Origin of the sequence: Kiloniella sp. (assembly GCF_965205715.1) — a bacterium.
Taxonomy (GTDB): Bacteria; Pseudomonadota; Alphaproteobacteria; order Kiloniellales; family Kiloniellaceae; genus Kiloniella.
Window position 1 is genome coordinate 32,947 of the sequence record NZ_CBDBHW010000008.1, and the last position, 18,985, is coordinate 51,931.

Here is an 18,985-nt window from a genome sequence, read left to right on the forward strand (position 1 = left end):
ATAAACAAGACTATTACAAAGGGCCTCTTCTTTAGTTTATAGAAAGCCCTTTATTAGATTTTCTTATTATCAGACATTCCTGCAATTTGTTCGTAGATAATTACTATGATCAATGCTAATGCAATCCCTACCTTATGAATGTCGAACTGAACACGTCATGCCTATACTAATCTTCGGTGCAGAGAAATATTCCCAATTCAGAACGCTGATGCCCGGGATAATTCTCTCAGTGGTCCTCGCCTTTGCAGCGACTTTTATTTCTGATCATCACGGTGGCCCCACACTTCTCTACGCACTTTTATTTGGAATGAGCCTCAACTCTCTGATCGAGGGATCATCTGCCAAGCCTGGAATCGAGTTTACTGGCAGAACCGTTCTCAGGATCGGCGTTGCTTTGCTAGGTGCCAGGATTGGCCTCGACCAAATCTCTCAGCTCGGCCTAAACTCAACCCTCATCCTTGTACTCGCTGTCATTGTAACCATTATTTCTGGTGTCTTGTTAGCCCGCCTGTTTGGTTTTGATAAACGTTTTGGACTTTTAACGGGCGGATCTACAGCGATTTGTGGTGCATCAGCAGCTCTTGCGATATCTGCTGCCATGCCCCCATCTGAAAACAGGGAGCGGACAACCCTTTTTGCTGTCGTTGCGGTCACAACGCTTAGCACCATGGCCATGATTCTCTACCCGCCATTTGCACTGTGGCTAAACATGAGCCCTGAAGAGTCCGGCTTCTTTATCGGCGGAACGATCCACGATGTCGCTCAGGTCGTAGGGGCAGGCTATTCCATCTCTCCTGAAGCAGGAGATTCTGCAACTGTCGCCAAACTATTCCGGGTCGCTTTGCTGGTTCCAATAACGCTGTTTGTAACCACTATCTTCAAGCAGACCAGCCAGAACAAAGTGAAAGCTTACCTGCCCCCACTCTTTTTGATCGGCTTTATCGCGTTTACCGGCCTGAGTTCTACAGGCCTTCTATCAGAGCAGATTATTTACCAACTCTCCGAGCTTTCAAGGTGGTGTCTGGTAACCGCGATCGCAGCCGTCGGCCTCAAGACGTCCCTTCGCGATGTACTACAGGTTGGGCACCAAGCGCTTATTTTGGTGGTGGTAGAAACCCTCATAATCGCTGGGATTATCGTCGCGAGTATATTCTTAATGCGGTGATATGCGCTAATACTAAATACTTCTATTATGAATGCAGCTATTGAGAAGAGTTTTTGGGTTGATTTGAAAAGTACCAGTCATCATCAATCCTATGAACTCTCTCATAGCCCAGGGTAAATAACATCTCTGTCAATTCCTGAGAACCATTGATAATTTCTATCTGCAACAGACAGGTATTATCTCTCAAGGTACGCGTCATCCCCTTTAAGGCAATTTTTTCATACCCTTCAACATCAATTTTTATAAGCAGTTCTTTGCCAGTATAGCTCAGAACGTCATCTATCGGTTTTTGTTCAACTGTAATTGAACGGTATTCCTTTGAATTTTTCTCAGAATGTATAAGTGAATAATCCTCACTGCTTTCAGCGACAAAAGAATGGCCTGTACTATTTCCAGACGCCATCCTGAAAGTAATAGATCCTGCAACATCACCGACGGCGTGGGGATGAACAGTCACATCATCGAGAAGAGAGTTCATGCGAATATGCCCCTGCAGATGGCTTAAATTCCTGGGATCACATTCAAAACTATGAACGATCGGAATAACTTTATTTGCGCCAAGGATACAGGAATACAATCCAAAATTGGCCCCGATATCAAGGAATGCATCGAAATCATGTGTCCGCGCTTGATTCAACATATAAGTCAAATGCAGATTTTCATATCCACCTTCTATCCACATACGCCTGTCAATATAATTTGAAGGCTGCATTACAAATTCAGCACCAAAAAAACGAACAACCTTCCACTTCGTACGGCTGAAATGTTTATAGTAAAATCGATGGAGGCTCGTATTTAATCTTTGAAGCATCGTTATGTATTCGTCGAAAGTGGTTGGACATTAATACGTTTAATACCTATTGAAATATAACAAGTAAATCAACATTCAATGGCTCACCTCAACAGATGTAGGCCAACGGAAGGAAAAGCTCATTTTCCCTTCCGTTCTCATTGTCATCCATCCTACTCTGACAATGCAGCAATAATCCGCACCCAGGAACGAATTCCTCTGCGGTAACTTTTCAGGTCGTATTTTTCGTTCGGGCTATGAATACGATCATCTTCGAGGGCAAAGCCCACCAAAAGCGTTTCCATATCAAGTACCCGGCGGAACTCTGTTGTGATCGGAATGGAACCACCAGAGCCCATCAATGCAGCTTCTTTATTCCACTCATCAGATAAGGCTTTGATAACTTTTTGAGTTTCCGGCATGTCCGTATCAACGATCAACGGCCCGAATTCCCCACCAACACTTTCATATTCAACGCTACAGTCAGCAGGCAACCGCGCTTCAACAAAGGCACGGAAGGCTTCCCGGATTTTTCCAGGCTCTTGCGTTCCCACGAGACGGAAAGTGAGCTTAGCGTTGGCTTCCGCAGGAATTACCGTTTTTGATCCCAAGCCATTATAGCCGCCCCAAATACCGTTAACTTCACAGGTCGGACGCGACGTAATTTGTTCGAGCACAGAATAGCCTTCTTCACCAGCAGGAACGGAGAGACCTATTTCCTTGAGATATTCCTCCCCGTCAAACCCGAGACCATCCCACTGTTTTTTAATGTCAGCAGGAAGTTCTTCGACGCCATCATAAAATCCAGGAATTTGTACCCGCCCCCTGTCATCACGCAGATCGGCAATTATTTCCGAAAGAACATGCAATGGGTTACGCGCTGCAGAGCCATAGGCACCGGAGTGCAGGTCTCTGTCAGCAGCCTTGATCACAAGGTTTTCTTTCATCATGCCGCGAATACGGACGGTAATCGCCGGTGTTTCCCGATCCCACATGGTCGTATCACAAACCAGCGCCAGATCGGCCTTTAACTCATCCTTGTTCTCAGCCAAGAAGGCATCGAGGCTCGGGCTCCCGGTTTCTTCTTCACCCTCAAAAATAATAGAGGTATTCAAAGGGAGCTTACCCGTAACCGCCCGCCAAGCTCTGCAAGCTTCGAGAAATGTGAGAAGTTGCCCCTTATCGTCAGACGTACCGCGCCCCGTCAGCTGTTTTGATCCGTCGGGCATTTCTGCAATAAAGGGCTCAAACGGAGGATTTTCCCACAACTCAAGTGGATCAACAGGCTGGACATCATAATGGCCATAGAACAGGACGTGCGGGCCTTCGGGCTGATCAGGAGTATGAGCGACGACCATTGGATGACCGGGTGTAGAACGAACCGAGGCCGTAAATTTCAGCTCATTCAATTCACGCTCGAGCCATTCAGCAGCTTTTTGACATTCTGCCTTATATGCTGGGTCCGTCGAAATACTTTCAATGCGAACAAGGTCAAATAACCGTTCAATACTCTCTTCTAGATGATCGTCAACGTGGGACAGTACCTGTTCCAGAGCGCTCATTATATTGCTCCCCGTGTGTTTGTTGGCTCTTCTCCGCTTTGTTGAGTAGAAAAAGATGCCGACCGCCAAGTAACCTGTTGATATGTATGGTTTCTGATAACTTTACATAGAGCAGGTATATGACAATCAACATCTCGCAGCATATTTTAGGCCTCAAAGGGCAACGTGTAAATGAAATTAAACTGGATGACGGCGGTGTTAAGATTGTCATTCACTGCAGCCGAGACGCGCGTAGGAGGGCTATAGACCCTGCTACAGGCCAGAAGGGAAGCATCAACCAGCATGTCCGCCGACAAGTAAACGACATCCCCCTTTTTGGGTATCCTTGTGTGGTCGAGATTGAGCTGGCGCAGGTTTATATTAACAAGGGCGAACGCCGCATTGAGGGGTGTGATTTTGTTGATAAAGGGTGCCGTTTCACTCACCGATTTTGCCGACTGATCAGTGGATTATGTCGGCATATGTCTATTCAAGCGGTTTCCAGACATTTGGATATACGATGGGAAACGGTCAAGAATATCGACAGGGCATACCTTATTGAAACTCTCCCTACGCTTGATCCTGCAGAGCTAACTGGCTTGGAATATATTGGTGTAGATGAAGTTGCCCGGGCGAAAGGTCATGACTACATGACGGTGGTCTACGATATGGTTGGCGGTCATCTGATCTGGGTTGAAGCAGGCCGAACTGCCGAGGTTTTTTCAAGGTTTTTGAAACAACTGCAACCAGATACAGCCTGCAAAATAAAGGCCGTAGCGATGGATATGGGGCCTGCCTACCAAAAGGCTGTCAGAGAGTCCTTGCCGTTGGCCGACATAGTATTTGACCGTTTCCACGTCATGAAAAACTACAGCAAAGCTATCCATAATCAGCGTCGACTTGAGTTCAGAAAGGCCGATCCAAGTGGTAAAGAGTTGATGAAAGGGACGCATTATCTGTTGCTCAAAAATGCGGATAAGTTGAGTGAAAAACAAAGTGACAAGCTGCAAAGGTTGCTGGAGAGCAATAGCAACCTGAATGCACTTTACGTCTTGAAAGAACAGCTTCAGCTGCTGTGGAGTGCCGCTTCATTTGAGGCGATGGCGGAGCAACTGGAACGTTGGTGCCTGATAGCAGATCAGTCACAGATGCTCTATCTAAAAAAGTTCGCGAAATCCCTACGGAAACATTGTGTGGGCATCTGCAACTACGCCAAACACAAGCTCACAAGCGCCAGGATAGAGGCTGGTAATGTCAGTATAGGAATGATCCGTAAGCGAGCCAGAGGCATCAAGGATACCGAATACTTCAAACTCAAAATTAGACAATCATCCATTCCAGATAATCAATCTATGCTCTATTTGAAATCCTAAATCTACTCAACAAAGCGGAGAAGAGCCTGTTTGTTATTCTTTAATTATGCCTTTGCAATGCAAAGCGCTGATCTAACTCTCAAACAGGTTCTTGACTGTATTTACCATGAGAATAATGCAGACCAACAGGATGTAATTACCCAAGCACGCTATCAGAACCTAACTCGACTAGGCAAGTTTTGTTTACCTAATTTCCATAAAACTCGAAAAGATAAAAAAGACTCTTTGTTTATCGCTTTTTATCTGGGACTTTTTACTCCGTTAGTGCTTCACTGGAACAAAATCTACAATTGCCCTCACACACAGAGATTTCCATGACTGATAAACCACTTTCTTCCTTGGCCCTAGGTATTCTTGGAGTTGGATATTTTGCCTCTTACTTTGTTGCAGGCCTGCGTAAAGGCGGCTTTGAAGGCAAAATCCTGCTCTCCCCCAGAAATACTGAAACAGCAAACAAGCTGGCCCAAACTCACAATTGCGCCATAGCCGATAGCAATCAGGAAGTCATAGACCAATCAGACATCGCCTTGCTCTCAGTCAGACCCGAACATCTGCAAGCTCTTCTCTCTGGCCTCATATTCAGAGCCGATCAGATCGTAATTTCTGCGATTGCGGGCATCAGCCTGGAAAGTCATCACAAAGCAGGGAAACTACCCGAAAACCTTATCCGCATGATACCCGTATGTTGCATTGAAGCAGGAGAAGGCGTTGTCCCAATATATCCAGCCAATGAGATTGTCGAAAACCTGGCGAGATATGCAGGCGCTCCCGTCGTTTTTAACAGTGAAGATGAGTTCGATCTTTCGCTCGCAGCATCTTGCATGAACGGGTGGCTCTATGAGTTTTTTGGCAGCATGTCTCAATGGCTCGAAAACAAAGGCCTGCCACCCCAAACAGCACGCGACCTGGTACTTCATAATGTCCGCGGAGCCACTGGCTATGCGCTCTTAAAAGAAACCGAAGACCTCACCTCTATTACCAACGCCATCGCCACAGAGGGAACTTATACCCTGAAAGGCCTGGATGTCCTAAAAGCTCAGCAAGGGATAACCGCATGGGACAAAGCCCTCGATGAGGTCCATACGAACTTAGTAAAAAACAACTAGGTTCCTAATTTCAGGAGATCACAATTCTCTGAATTGGCCGTGATCAGGCTTGCCCTTAGGGTAATCACATCAAATGATTACCTTGTTGGATTAATTCTTACATGAAACATCTTGCTACTGCTTTATCTCTTCTAGGCATGGTCACTCTCCCTCTACTCCTACAAGGAACAGCAGGCGCCGCTTCTCAATGCCGAGAAAACGGTCGTTGTGAATTAGAAGGCCGGACCTATCAGGTTAAGACGCCCGTAAATTGGGATGGAGAATCCCTTCTCCCAGTACTCATCCATTTTCACGGCTGGGGACGAACCGGTCGTAATGTGTTGAATAATCCTCGTGTAACCAGCGCCACAGAAAACAACGGATTTTTACTGGTTGCTCCGGATGGACTTGGCAAAAGTTGGGATTTTTGGGGCAACTCTTCACGCGACACCCCATTCGTGCTATCTGTCATGAAAGACCTTCCCCAAAAATGGCCCATCGATAGCAGTCAAATTTACGTTTCGGGATTTTCATATGGTGGGGCCATGGCCTGGCGCTTAGCCTGTGAAAGTGGAGAACAACTCGCAGGTATATTACCCATTGCAGGCACTCTTTGGCAGCAAGATAGTATCAACTGCAAAGGGGGCCCCGTTAACGTCACTCAAGTTCATGGATTAAAGGACAACGTGATGCGCCTCCCCCGAGGAGACGGCAATAACCCCCTAAAAGGAATCGAACTCTGGCGGCGCACCAACAACTGTAAGGCAGAACCAGATCTTGTTGAAAAACTCAATATCTTCACCTGCCACCGCTGGACCAGTTGTAACAGTGGTAAAAATACATCTATCTGCCTACACAATTATGGCCATATGATCCCAAAAGGTTGGCTGGATCTAGTTTTGGCTGAAGCGGTTAAAAATTAAGTAAACTAATCCGCATCAAATTCACACATTCATTACTCTCCTCTAAATTATAAACAACCGTGCATTTTTCTACCCGACTGTTTATAGATGAAGTTCAGCAAGATATTTCATGGAACAGGACCCTTTATGTGTGGCATCGCAGGTTTTATTGACTGCAAGTCAACTGATATCGAAAAGCGACAAAACATAGCTCACTCTATGGGAGAGGCTATGTATCGGCGCGGCCCTGATGGGGGCGATATCTGGGTGTCCGCTGATCATGGCATTGCCTTTTCGCATCGAAGACTATCCATAATCGATCTGTCGAGTGCAGGGCAACAGCCCATGACGTCATCCTGTGGTCGTTTTGTACTGGTTTACAATGGCGAAATTTATAACGCAGCGGACCTTCGACCCAAGATTGTCGCTCATAAAGGCACAAATTTTAAGGGCCATTCGGACACAGAAGTTCTCCTCGAAGCAATCGCCACATGGGGGCTGGAAGAGACACTAGAACAACTCATTGGTATGTTCGTTTTTGCGCTATGGGACAAACGGGAAAAACGTTTAATTTTATGTCGTGACCGCTTGGGTATAAAGCCTCTTTATTGGAGTTATAACAAAGGATCTTTGATTTTTGGCTCAATCCTCAAAGCCCTGAAAATTCATCCCAACTGCCCAAGCCAAATTGACCACGATGCCGTCGCTTCTTATCTGCGTTTCAACTATATTCCAGCACCACAATCAATATACAAAGGTGTAAATAAGCTTCTTCCCGGCCAAATTCTTACCTTTGACCTAGAAGGCGACAGAACACCAAAACTTTCAACGTACTGGAATCTCGAAGAAGCCGTATCAAAGGGCCAACAAACTCCATTTTCTGGCAACGACCAAGACGCAATAGCCGCCCTTGAAAATTTACTCGAGGACGCTGTTGGCAAGCGCATGATATCCGACGTTCCCTTTGGAGCATTTCTTTCTGGCGGCATTGATTCCAGCACCGTAGCCGCCCTGATGCAAAAACAGTCATCCTCGCCCGTAAAGACATTTTCCATTGGTTTTGAGGATCAAGGTTATAACGAAGCACAACACGCAGCTGAAGTCGCCAAACACCTCGGAACCGATCACACCGAGCTCTACGTCACACCGAGTGAAGCAAGAGAAGTCATCCCTCACCTGCCGGACATTTATGATGAACCTTTTGCGGACTCCTCACAGATACCGACCTATCTCGTTTCAAAATTAACACGAGAACACGTTACCGTTGCTCTCTCAGGCGACGGAGGAGACGAGCTTTTTGGTGGTTACAGACGCCATATCACAGCCCATCAGTATGGGGATAAAATTAACAACATCCCCAGAATTTTTCGCAACCTGAGCTCCTGCGCGATTAGAAGCTTGTCACCTCAATCTTGGAATAAGGTTTTTCAACTCGTCCCAGCCTCACGCAGGCCCAGCCACCCTGGTGATACGCTCTATAAACTCGCGAGCGTATTGGGGGAAGATTCAGATGGCTACTACCGGACACTTGTAAGTAACTGGCAAGACCCCAACAACTTGATGCTCAGGGGCCGCGAACAGAAGGGGGAGATCTGGAACCAGAAGCTGACGAATTCAATCCCCAACCCAGTTGATCGGATGCAATACCTCGACACAGTTACCTATTTGCCAGATGACATTCTTACCAAAGTAGATCGCGCTTCAATGGCAGCTTCGCTGGAAGCCAGGGTTCCAATTCTAGACCACCGTATTGTCGAATTTTCCTGGTCTTTACCTCAGCACATGAAAATACGTGATGGTCAGGGTAAGTGGCTCCTAAGGAATGTTCTGCACAAACATGTCCCTAAACAGCTGATCGACAGACCCAAAATGGGTTTTGGTGTCCCAATCGACAACTGGTTACGCGGGCCCCTCAAAGAATGGACACATAGCCTTCTCTCTGAACACGCACTTAAAGAGCAAGGCCTTCTTGAGCATAATACTATTCAGCGAAAGCTTAACGAGCACATGTCAGGTACCCGAAATTGGCAGCACCAGATATGGAATGTATTGATGCTGCAATCCTGGTTGGAAAAGAACTAAGTTTTCTGTTTTTTGGCTTTAAGAATTAATCCTGTAATAACTCTTATACCAGTCGACAAAATGGCCAATACCTTCTTCGATCGTGACAGAAGGTGCATAACCCGTGATTTCGGTTAGTTCACTGACATCAGCCCAGGTCGCAGGCACGTCCCCGTCCTGCATAGGAAGCATATTGTATTCAGCCTTCATACCTAGTTTGTTTTCGAGAACTTCGATATAGCGCATAAGCTTTTCACAGCGCGAATTTCCAATATTCACAACACGGAACGGAGCCACGCCGCTGGTATTCGGATTTGGATTATCCGCATCCCAACTCGTATCAATACTTGGAGGCACATCAGCCAACCTGCTGATACCCTGAACAATGTCTTTCACGTAAGTGAAATCTCGCTTCATATCACCATTGTTAAAGACGTTGATCGGTTTGCCCGCCAGAATATCCTTTGTGAACATAAACAAGGCCATATCAGGCCGCCCCCAAGGGCCGTAAACTGTGAAAAACCGCATCCCAGTACTCGGAAAACCAAATAGGTGAGAATAGGTATGCGCCATTAACTCGTTGGATTTTTTTGTTGCCGCATAAAGCGTAAGCGGATGCTCGGCACTTTCAGAAACCTTGAAAGGCATCGATGTATTCGCCCCATAAGCTGAGCTGGTAGATGCATAGACCAGATGCTCAACAGGATAATGACGGCAGGCCTCAAGAATATTCAAAAACCCATCTACGTTAGAGCGAAGATAAGCCCGCGGATTTTCCAAACTGTATCGAACACCAGCCTGAGCCGCCAAATTCACACAGATATCAGGCCGATGTTCTTTAAAAACCGCCTCGACAGCATCCCAATCAGCAAGATCTACCCGCTTTTCAACAAAACCCTCGAACGTCTTCAGATTGGCTAAACGTGCTTCTTTAAGTGAAACCTCGTAATAATCACTGACGATATCGATACCGATAACCTGATGCCCTTGGGTTAAGAGAAGGTCAGCAAGGTGATACCCAATAAAACCAGCGGTGCCAGTGATTACATAAGTTTTTTTAGCCATAAAATTGAAGTGTCCTAGATGGGGGCAAAGTCAGATATTTTCTATAGTAATTCTTAACATTAAAGTTCTACCCCAAACAACCTGCCGGAGATTTAATATCAGCTTACTTACTTGATATGCGTAAAAAGTATAAAAGGGAGGTCAACCATCATTCATAGAGTGACGTTCACAGCATGAATGATGGTTGACCTCCCCACCAATACACAGTAGATTATGCCAAAATATCCATAGGGACATCACGTACTATGCCATCAAAATCGGGCATCGAAACAGATCTAGAATTTCTTCAATCCCTTGAAGAGGGTGAAGTCATGTCCCAAATGACGCTATCCAAGCGAATTGGTGTTTCAATCGGCTTTACAAACTCGCTTCTAAAGCGCGCTATTCACAAAGGTTATGTGAAAGCTAAATCGGCACCCTATAAGAGATATGCCTACTACCTTACCCCTAGAGGGTTTAGCGAAAAAAGCCGCCTTGTTGTCGAATATTTAGATACATCACTCGATTTTTTCAAGAATGCTCGAAATCAATACGTTGAGTTATTTGAACAAGCTCACGTTAGAGGTCAAAGCCGATTACTCCTTCTTGGTGATGGTGAACTAGCAGAAATAGCTATAATGGCCGCTTGGGATACCAAAGTAGAATTAATCGCCATCATCAGCACCCGATCTCAACGCGAAAAAATTGGAAACATTCCTGTTTACAAAACTTTGGATGAAATATCTGATTACGACGCCATAGTCCTAACTGATTCAGACTCTCCACAAGTGACTTATGAAAAAGTAACGCTTATTGAAGGCCACACAAAATTACTCGTTCCAGACTTTCTTCGCATTCACTCATCGGATGTTGCTGAAGACACAAACGAGGACGGCTCATGAAAAAGTGGTACGTCGTCAATACACAGACTAATCAGGAAAACAGAGCTGAAATCAATTTAATTCGTCAAGGCTATCAAGTATTCCTGCCCTTTTTTATGAAATCCAGAAAGCATGCCCGGAAAATTGACGTTGTAAAAAGGGCACTTTTCCCAGGATATCTTTTCGTAAAGCTGGATACAGAAGTTGATAGTTGGAACTCTATAAATAACACCTATGGTGTCCGTCGCCTTATATCCAACGGCCACCGGCTTCCAAGCTTGCCCGATCAATTCGTAGCAAGTCTAAAAGACACCAATACTCTACAAGACCATATCGATCCTGACTTACAGTTAGGGGCGAAAGTAAAGTTTTTATCAGGACCCTTTACAGATGTAATCGGCACACTATCACAAATGGTTGACAAAGAGCGGATTACAGTCTTACTGAACCTGCTTGGTAGAGAAGTAAAAACAACGACATCGTATCTAGATGTGACACCAGTCACATAGATTAAGAAGTCTTTAAAATACAGGTGCCACAAACGGGTGAAACTTATTTCACCCGAAGTGCGGTAGCGTGGGAATTTTCTAAATATAATGAAACGAAAATCAACCTAATATGCGCGTATTACTTACAGGCGGAACAGGATACATAGGAAGTCATGCCGCAGTGGCTCTGGCAAAGGCTGATCATGATATTGTGCTCTTCGACAACCTTAGCAATAGCAGTCAAGGCGTCATCCCCAAATTAGAACTGATCACTGGAAAGTCCGTCCCTTTTGTAAAGGGTGACATAAGTGATACTCCACTATTAATTAAGACTCTTACAGACTATAAAATAGATGCAGTCCTTCACTTTGCCGGTCTAAAAGCAGTTGGAGAGTCCGTTGCAAAGCCAATTCAATATTACAGTAATAATGTTGGCGGAACCATTTCCCTTTTAAAGGCTCTGCAAGAAACCAACGTAAGAACTCTCGTATTCAGCAGCAGTGCAACTGTATACGGTAACCCAGAATATCTTCCACTTGATGAAGACCACCCCGTGAGCTCTACAAATCCTTACGGGCAGACCAAAATACAAATTGAAGAAATATTAGCGGATCTGGCGAAGTCAGATTCTAACTGGCAGATTGCATGCCTACGCTACTTCAACCCAGTCGGAGCTCACGAATCAGGTTTGATTGGCGAAGATCCACAGGGCATACCAAATAACCTGATGCCCTACATTAATAAGGTTGCTTCTGGGGACCTACCAAAATTAAGTGTTTTTGGTGGCGATTACCCAACCCCTGACGGCACAGGTGTACGCGATTACATCCATGTATTAGATCTTGTCGAAGGACATTTAGCAGCACTAGATTTCCTACAGACTCATAATGGCTGGCATGCCGTTAATCTTGGCACAGGACAGGGTTATAGCGTTCTTGATATGATCAAAGCCTTTGAAGTTGCAACGGGATGCTCTGTATTGCACGAAATAGTTCAGCGACGCCCCGGCGATATAGCCACATGTTACGCTGAGGCGAACAAGGCAGCTAACCAACTCAACTGGAAGGCGACCAGAACACTTGAGGAAATGTGCGAAAGCGCATGGAATTTCCAAAAAAATAATCATGCAGACTCAGTATAAACGAGGAATATCATAACCATGATTACGCCTGTAATTCTTTGTGGTGGATCAGGAACGCGGCTTTGGCCTCTTTCTCGAAAGAGTTTCCCAAAGCAGTTTGTACCTCTGATTGATAACAAAAGTCTTTTCGAATTAACGGTTGAACGCGTCAGCGAACTCGGTGACAAAGTAATTACAGTTACATCCGAAGAACAACGTTTCATGGTCACTGAACAGCTTCAGGCCACCGGCATCACAGGTAACATCATACTAGAGCCAGAAGCGCGTAATACTGCTGCCGCAATGGCCATTGCGGCTCTTCATTTGTGCGAATCAGGAGCTCCTGAAGAATTACTCCTTTTTTGTCCCGCAGATCATCACATCCCAGATGGAGACATGTTTAGCTCGACCATTAAACATGGTATTCCCGCGGCAATTGCAGGGGCAATTGTTACCTTTGGTGTTGTCCCAAACTATCCAAGCACCGCTTACGGTTATATTGAACAGGGTAAAGAACGAGACGACGGTTGCCACCAGGTAACACAATTCATAGAAAAACCCAACGAAACCAAAGCTCAAGAGCTATTACTACAGGGTAATGTGCTGTGGAATGCCGGTATTTTCCTTGCCCGCGCTGACAAACTACTGAATGCACTGAGCCAACATTCAAAAGATATTTTGCAGGCTTGCGAAACGGCTATGCAAGACAAGACACAAGAGACTATTCAGGATGGCAATGTCTTTATACGACCGAGCCATGAAGCTTTTTCTAATTGCCGAGCACAAAGTATCGACTATGCCGTCATGGAGCCACACGGCAACCTTGCTATTGTACCTTTCCGTGGTCAGTGGAGCGATGTCGGTAGCTGGAATGCTCTGGCTAGTCTTACCCCATCGGACACCGACGAGAATAGAGTTGAAGGGCAAGGCACGGTACATGAAGCTCTAAACACTTTTATTCACGCCCCGCATCGCCCTGTTGTTGCACTTGGGACACAAAATTTAATTATTGTGGATACGCCAGATGCTGTCTTAGTTGCCCATAGAGACAAGGTAGAGCAAGTCAAAGAAGTCGTGACTAAATTAGAAGAGAAAAAGTTATCGCAAGCAGTAATTCATCGAAAAGTATTCCGACCTTGGGGATGGTACGATTCCCTAGATATGGGAGAACGCTTTCAAGTAAAGCGGATTGGCGTAAAACCAGGTGCAAGTTTGAGTTTACAAAAACATCACCACCGTGCTGAACACTGGATCGTTGTGAAAGGTACAGCAGAAGTTACACGTGGTAAGGAAGTATTTCTTTTAAGCGAAAATCAGTCCACTTATATTCCAGTTGGGGAACTCCACCGTCTAAAAAATCCGGGAAAGATACCACTTGAAATGATTGAAGTTCAGTCTGGTAGTTATCTTGGAGAGGATGATATAGAAAGACTGGACGATACTTATGGACGAGTAGTAAAGAAATAATGGAAACAGAAGAAAAAATCTATGTTGCGGGCCATCGCGGAATGGTCGGTTCAGCTATCGTGCGCCAACTCCTCAAACAGGGGCATTCCTCCCAAAACATTGTCACAGCTACACATAGCGACTTAGATCTTACCGACCAGGCTGCAGTGCGTTCCTTTTTTAAAGAGAACAAGCCAAGACAAGTATATCTTGCCGCAGCAAAGGTCGGTGGAATTTACGCGAATAACACCTACCCCGCAGACTTCATCTATAACAACCTGATGATTCAAGCGAACATTATAGATGCTGCTTTCAAAAATAATGTCAAAAAGCTGTTGTTCTTAGGGTCCAGTTGCATCTATCCAAAACACGCAGAAAATCCGATTTCCGAAAGCGCTCTTCTTACAGGCACGCTTGAGCCAACAAACGAGCCTTATGCGATAGCAAAGATAGCCGGGATTAAACTTTGCGAGAGCTATAATCGGCAATACGGACAAAGCCACGACATAGACTATCGAAGCGTCATGCCAACAAACCTTTATGGCCCAGGAGATAATTATCATCCCGATAACAGTCATGTTATTCCTGGTTTAATTCGTCGATTTCACGAAGCTAAAACCAATAACACTCCCGAAGTCAAAGTTTGGGGAAGTGGCAAACCGAGGCGTGAATTTCTTTTTGTCGATGACATGGCCTCCGCTTCTGTACACGTCATGAATCTTGCTAAAAGTACCTATGATCAACATACTCAGTCAACCTTAAGTCATATAAATGTCGGCAGTGGTAATGACATCACGATCAAAGAGTTAGCCCATAAGATTGCTGAGGTAACCGGCTATTCTGGGCGCATTGAGTTTGATCACAGCAAACCGGATGGCACCCTAAGAAAGTTGATGGATAATTCCCGTATTTTAAACTTGGGATGGCAAGCATCAGTTACCCTGGAAGATGGGCTTAAAAGCTCTTTAGAAGACTATTTAAAATAGAGAAACGCTCAAAAATGAATACAAGCTCAACTCCAAAAATTGCTCTCATTACAGGTGTAACAGGTCAGGATGGCGCTTACCTCGCCGAGTTTTTACTCGACAAGGGTTACATTGTTCACGGTATCAAGCGCCGTTCGAGCCTATTTAACACCGATCGCATCGATCACCTTTATCATGATCGGCATGAGGAAAATGTCCGCTTCTTCTTGCACCACGGCGATTTAACAGATAGCTCCAGCTTGATAAGAATTATCCAGGAAGTACAGCCTGACGAAATATATAACCTTGCGGCACAGAGCCACGTTGCGGTTAGTTTTGAAGAACCAGAATATACCGCCAACTCAGATGCACTCGGACCACTAAGAATTTTGGAGGCCATTCGAATACTTGGCCTTGAAAAAAAGACCCGTTTTTACCAAGCTTCGACAAGTGAACTATACGGTTTAGTACAAGAAACACCGCAAAAAGAAACCACTCCTTTTTACCCGCGTAGCCCCTACGCAGTAGCCAAGCTCTACTCTTATTGGATTACAGTCAATTACCGTGAAGCCTATGGAATTTATGCTTGTAACGGTATTCTGTTTAACCACGAAAGCCCGATCAGAGGCGAGACATTTGTCACCCGCAAAATTACCCGCGCCTTAGCCCGTATAAAACTGGGTTTACAGGATTGCCTCTACCTTGGAAATCTTGATGCCAAACGCGATTGGGGACATGCCAGAGATTATGTAGAAATGCAGTGGCTTATGCTTCAACAAGACAAGCCTGAAGATTTTGTGATTGCAACAGGTGAACAATACAGCGTACGTGACTTTGTCAATGCCGCCGCCGAAGAGCTCGGCATTACAATCAGATGGGAAGGAAATGGGGTCGAAGAACGAGGCGTATTGGTTTCATCTACTCCCCTTTCGAAAGAAGAAGCTTCGTTGGAAAATACTTTATCCAACGAAGAAAGAACAATTGTGTCTGTTGATCCACGGTATTTCCGCCCTACTGAAGTTGAAACTCTGCTCGGGGATCCTAGCAAAGCAAAGGAAAAACTTGGCTGGACCCCGAGAACAACCTTCAAGCAACTCGTAAGTGAAATGGTTCAAGCAGATCTAAAAATCACCATGCGGGATGAGCTTATTAAAAGACACGGCCATAAAGTAATGGACTACCATGAATAAAGATCTGTCTCTGTTTACAGGTTCAGACAGCTTACCAATGAATAGTTTTTGCTATCATCAAGCCATTTCAGGCGATAACAGAATTGATGGAACCATCTAAAGCATGGATAACGTGTCCCATCTTGAGCGCAATAGCCAGTCAGTTTTGACACTACTCAAACGGCTTTATTCACATATCGATAAAGCTCGACGTTGGCAGTTTGGCTTATTATTGATTTTGATTTTACTTACGACAGCAGCTGAAGTTGTAAGTATTGGGTCTGTGATTCCTTTTTTAGGTGTGCTGTCGGCCCCGGAGAAAGTATTTAACCACCATGCCATCCAGCCTGCTATAGAGCTTCTGGAAATAACAGAGCCCGATCAATTACTCCTCCCCCTAGCCGCTGCTTTTGCAATTGCTGCAATTATCGCAGGCTCTATGCGGTTGCTGCTATTGATAGCTCAAACCCGCCTTTCGTTTGCAACAGGACATCAGCTTGGGGTGAACATTTATCAGCGGACCCTGTTCCAGCCTTATTCCATTCATGCTTCCCGAAATAGTAGTGAAGTTATAAATGGTATTTACGGCAAGGCAGCTGCAGTCACATCAGGAGTCATTTTACCGATACTCACTCTTTTGAGCGGATCGGTTATGTTGACAACGATCATGATTGCCCTCTTGCTTGTTGAACCGGTTGCCGCACTAACGGCATTTGGTGGGTTTGGTATTATTTATGCAACGATCATAGGCCTAACTCGAAAACAACTATCAAGCGATGGAAAGCGGGTTGCACAACAATCCAGTGATGTAATCAAATCCCTACAGGAAGGATTAGGTGGCATCCGTGATGTTCTGATCCACGGTAGCCAGAATACCTACTGTAATGCCTATCGTCAGGCAGACCACGGCCTCAGACGGGCACAAGGAAATACAGTTATTATTGCCCAGAGTCCCCGCTTCCTCATGGAAGCCCTCGGGATTCTATTGATGACTATTCTGGCTTACACCCTAACACGGCAATCGGAAGGTTTGATCGGCGCGATCCCAATTCTTGGCTCTCTTGCCCTGGGTGCCCAACGTCTTCTCCCTGTATTGCAGCAGGGCTATCAGTCCTGGTCATCGATCAGGGCATCACAAACTTCACTAATTGACACCCTGGAACTTTTAGACCAACCGCTTCCAGAGTACGCGACATCTCCGACACGCCCTCCTCTCCCCTTTACAAGCAGCATTCAGCTTAAAAAGGTTTCTTTTCAATACACATCCCAAGATGATTGGGTTGTACAAAGTGTTGATCTTGAAATACCAAAAGGCAGCCGTGTGGGTTTTATAGGCGCGACGGGAAGCGGCAAGAGTACAATTATCGATATTCTCATGGGCTTACTTGAACCAACAGAGGGTAGCCTTGAAATTGATGGAACTCAGCTAAACAGAGAAAACCAACAAGCTTGGCAACAACTCCTTGCACATGTGCCCCAAACTATTTTTCTCGCAGATTGTACTATTGCAGAAAATATTGCTTTTGGTCTTCCTAAAACTCAAATCGACCAAGCAAGAGTTCAGGAAGCTGCCCGACAAGCGCAAATATCAGTTGCAATTGACAGTTGGAAAGATGGTTATCAGACGATTGTAGGGGAACGCGGAATTCGACTAAGCGGTGGCCAGAGGCAACGTATTGGGATAGCCCGTGCCTTGTATCGAAAAGCAAGCGTGATCGTCTTTGACGAAGCCACAAGTGCACTTGACAATGAAACCGAAGAAGCCGTAATGGAAGCAATTGACGGTTTAAGTCACGATCTGACGATCATTCTTATAGCACACAGGTATTCAACTCTTCGCTCATGTAATGAGATAATTGAAGTGAAAGAGGGTAAAATAAATAGTGTCGGCAGTTATCGAGACTTTTATAAACAAACCATGAAAAATACTCAAATCGGGTTAAAGTAATACAATAATGCTGGAAAATTCATCCATACTAATTACTGGTGGCACAGGTTCGTTCGGACATTCTTTTGTTCCAATGACTTTGGAAAAATATAACCCCCGACGTTTGGTCATCTACTCTCGAGATGAAATGAAACAATGGGAAATGGCAAAACTCTACGGGGACGATGAGCGGGTTCGCTTTTTCATTGGAGATGTTCGCGATAAGGATCGTTTGACGCGTGCGCTAAATTCCATTGATTACGTTGTGCATGCTGCCGCGACAAAGATTGTACCCACAGCCGAATATAATCCCTTTGAATGCGTTAAGACCAATGTCAATGGTGCAATGAACTTGGTCGACGCTTGTATCGATCAAGGTGTTAAGCGTGTTGTAGCCCTTTCCACGGATAAGGCAAGTAGCCCCGCAAATCTGTATGGTGCAACCAAACTGGCTTCCGACAAGCTCTTTATAGCGGGGAACTCTTACGCTGGTGAGGCTGATACTAGATTTTCAGTTGTGCGTTATGGGAATGTCATGGGATCCCGCGGTTCAGTGATTCCTTTTTTCTTGTCGTTGATCAAGAAGGGAGAGCTGCCCATTACTGATGAGCGTATGACGCGCTTCATGATCACTTTGGAGCAAGGTGTCGATCTGGTTTGGAAGGCTTTCGAAGATTCTGTTGGCGGAGAGATTTATGTGAAGAAAATCCCATCTATGAACATAACTGATATTGCTAGAGCAGTCGGACCGGAGGCCAAACAAAAAATTATCGGCATTCGTCCAGGAGAGAAATTGCATGAGCAGATGATTGCTCCTGAGGATGCGCCCTACACCTATGAGTATGAGGATTATTATAAAATCCTGCCTGCTATTCATAACTGGAGCCTTGACCCTTCACGCATCAACAACGGCAAGCTGGTTGATCCGGATTTTACCTATTGTTCCGATAATAATGCAGATTGGATGACCGTCGAGACACTCCGCGAATGGATTGCAGCTAACCTTGAAAAGATTGGTAAGGTTTGAG

The 18,985-nt window shown here is 45.2% G+C and carries 17 protein-coding genes; 13 read left to right on the plus strand and 4 right to left on the minus strand.

Annotation, left to right across the window (positions count from 1 at the left end):
- The first annotated feature begins 118 nt into the window (after window positions 1-118).
- Entirely contained in the window at window positions 119-1,165 is a 1,047-nt protein-coding gene (locus ACOGW3_RS08590) for a YeiH family protein (protein ID WP_419902589.1), read from the plus strand.
- 37 nt (window positions 1,166-1,202) lie between these two features.
- Here ACOGW3_RS08590 and ACOGW3_RS08595 read toward each other — a convergent pair whose 3' ends face one another.
- From ACOGW3_RS08595 to ACOGW3_RS08605, 3 genes are all read right to left on the minus strand, one after another.
- Entirely contained in the window at window positions 1,203-1,976 is a 774-nt protein-coding gene (locus tag ACOGW3_RS08595; protein ID WP_419902590.1) for an FkbM family methyltransferase, read from the minus strand.
- Between the two features lie 152 nt (window positions 1,977-2,128).
- Window positions 2,129-3,517 (minus strand): dipeptidase, encoded by a 1,389-nt coding sequence (locus tag ACOGW3_RS08600; protein ID WP_419902591.1) that lies wholly within the window; start codon window positions 3,515-3,517, stop codon window positions 2,129-2,131.
- Entirely contained in the window at window positions 3,483-3,650 is a 168-nt protein-coding gene (locus tag ACOGW3_RS08605) for a hypothetical protein (protein WP_419902592.1), read from the minus strand. Before ACOGW3_RS08605 ends, ACOGW3_RS08600 begins: the two co-directional genes overlap by 35 nt.
- Between ACOGW3_RS08605 and ACOGW3_RS08610 the strand changes: the two genes are divergently transcribed.
- The 4 genes from ACOGW3_RS08610 to asnB all read left to right on the plus strand — a co-directional run bounded on the left by ACOGW3_RS08610 (window position 3,637) and on the right by asnB (window position 8,938).
- Window positions 3,637-4,869, plus strand: a complete 1,233-nt coding sequence (locus ACOGW3_RS08610; RefSeq protein WP_419901077.1) for an ISL3 family transposase — start codon at window positions 3,637-3,639, stop codon at window positions 4,867-4,869. The genes ACOGW3_RS08605 and ACOGW3_RS08610 overlap by 14 nt on opposite strands.
- Window positions 4,870-5,183: 314 nt before the next feature.
- Window positions 5,184-5,975 (plus strand): NAD(P)-binding domain-containing protein, encoded by a 792-nt coding sequence (locus ACOGW3_RS08615; RefSeq protein ID WP_419902593.1) that lies wholly within the window; start codon window positions 5,184-5,186, stop codon window positions 5,973-5,975.
- A 101-nt stretch (window positions 5,976-6,076) separates the two neighbouring features.
- A complete protein-coding gene (locus tag ACOGW3_RS08620; protein ID WP_419902594.1) occupies window positions 6,077-6,877 on the plus strand; it encodes an alpha/beta hydrolase family esterase in 801 nt (266 codons plus the stop codon).
- Between the two features lie 126 nt (window positions 6,878-7,003).
- On the plus strand, window positions 7,004-8,938 hold the full coding sequence (gene asnB, locus ACOGW3_RS08625) for an asparagine synthase (glutamine-hydrolyzing) (RefSeq protein WP_419902595.1): 1,935 nt from the start codon (window positions 7,004-7,006) through the stop codon (window positions 8,936-8,938).
- 18 nt (window positions 8,939-8,956) lie between these two features.
- On the opposite strand, the gene ACOGW3_RS08630 is transcribed toward asnB, so the two are convergent.
- Window positions 8,957-9,982 (minus strand): NAD-dependent epimerase, encoded by a 1,026-nt coding sequence (locus ACOGW3_RS08630; RefSeq protein WP_419902596.1) that lies wholly within the window; start codon window positions 9,980-9,982, stop codon window positions 8,957-8,959.
- A gap of 245 nt (window positions 9,983-10,227) precedes the next feature.
- Here ACOGW3_RS08630 and ACOGW3_RS08635 point away from each other — a divergent pair, with 245 nt between their 5' ends.
- The 8 genes from ACOGW3_RS08635 to pseB all read left to right on the plus strand — a co-directional run bounded on the left by ACOGW3_RS08635 (window position 10,228) and on the right by pseB (window position 18,984).
- Complete coding sequence (locus ACOGW3_RS08635) at window positions 10,228-10,863, plus strand: hypothetical protein (RefSeq protein WP_419902597.1); 636 nt, start codon at window positions 10,228-10,230, stop codon at window positions 10,861-10,863.
- Window positions 10,860-11,351 (plus strand): transcription termination/antitermination protein NusG, encoded by a 492-nt coding sequence (nusG, locus tag ACOGW3_RS08640; protein WP_419902598.1) that lies wholly within the window; start codon window positions 10,860-10,862, stop codon window positions 11,349-11,351. Before ACOGW3_RS08635 ends, nusG begins: the two co-directional genes overlap by 4 nt.
- A 109-nt stretch (window positions 11,352-11,460) precedes the next feature.
- Window positions 11,461-12,471 carry a UDP-glucose 4-epimerase GalE gene (gene galE, locus ACOGW3_RS08645; protein WP_419902599.1) on the plus strand — a complete coding sequence of 337 codons (1,011 nt, stop codon included), beginning with the start codon at window positions 11,461-11,463 and terminating at the stop codon, window positions 12,469-12,471.
- 18 nt (window positions 12,472-12,489) lie between these two features.
- Window positions 12,490-13,917, plus strand: a complete 1,428-nt coding sequence (locus tag ACOGW3_RS08650; protein WP_419902600.1) for a mannose-1-phosphate guanylyltransferase/mannose-6-phosphate isomerase — start codon at window positions 12,490-12,492, stop codon at window positions 13,915-13,917.
- A complete protein-coding gene (fcl, locus tag ACOGW3_RS08655; protein WP_419902601.1) occupies window positions 13,917-14,882 on the plus strand; it encodes a GDP-L-fucose synthase in 966 nt (321 codons plus the stop codon). The genes ACOGW3_RS08650 and fcl overlap by 1 nt, the downstream gene beginning before the upstream one ends.
- A 14-nt stretch (window positions 14,883-14,896) precedes the next feature.
- A complete protein-coding gene (gene gmd, locus ACOGW3_RS08660) occupies window positions 14,897-16,051 on the plus strand; it encodes a GDP-mannose 4,6-dehydratase (protein ID WP_419902602.1) in 1,155 nt (384 codons plus the stop codon).
- A 145-nt stretch (window positions 16,052-16,196) separates the two neighbouring features.
- A complete protein-coding gene (locus ACOGW3_RS08665) occupies window positions 16,197-17,978 on the plus strand; it encodes an ABC transporter ATP-binding protein (RefSeq protein ID WP_419902603.1) in 1,782 nt (593 codons plus the stop codon).
- Window positions 17,979-17,985: 7 nt separating this feature from the next.
- Entirely contained in the window at window positions 17,986-18,984 is a 999-nt protein-coding gene (gene pseB / locus ACOGW3_RS08670) for a UDP-N-acetylglucosamine 4,6-dehydratase (inverting) (RefSeq protein ID WP_419902604.1), read from the plus strand.
- The last annotated feature ends 1 nt before the right edge of the window (window position 18,985 follow it).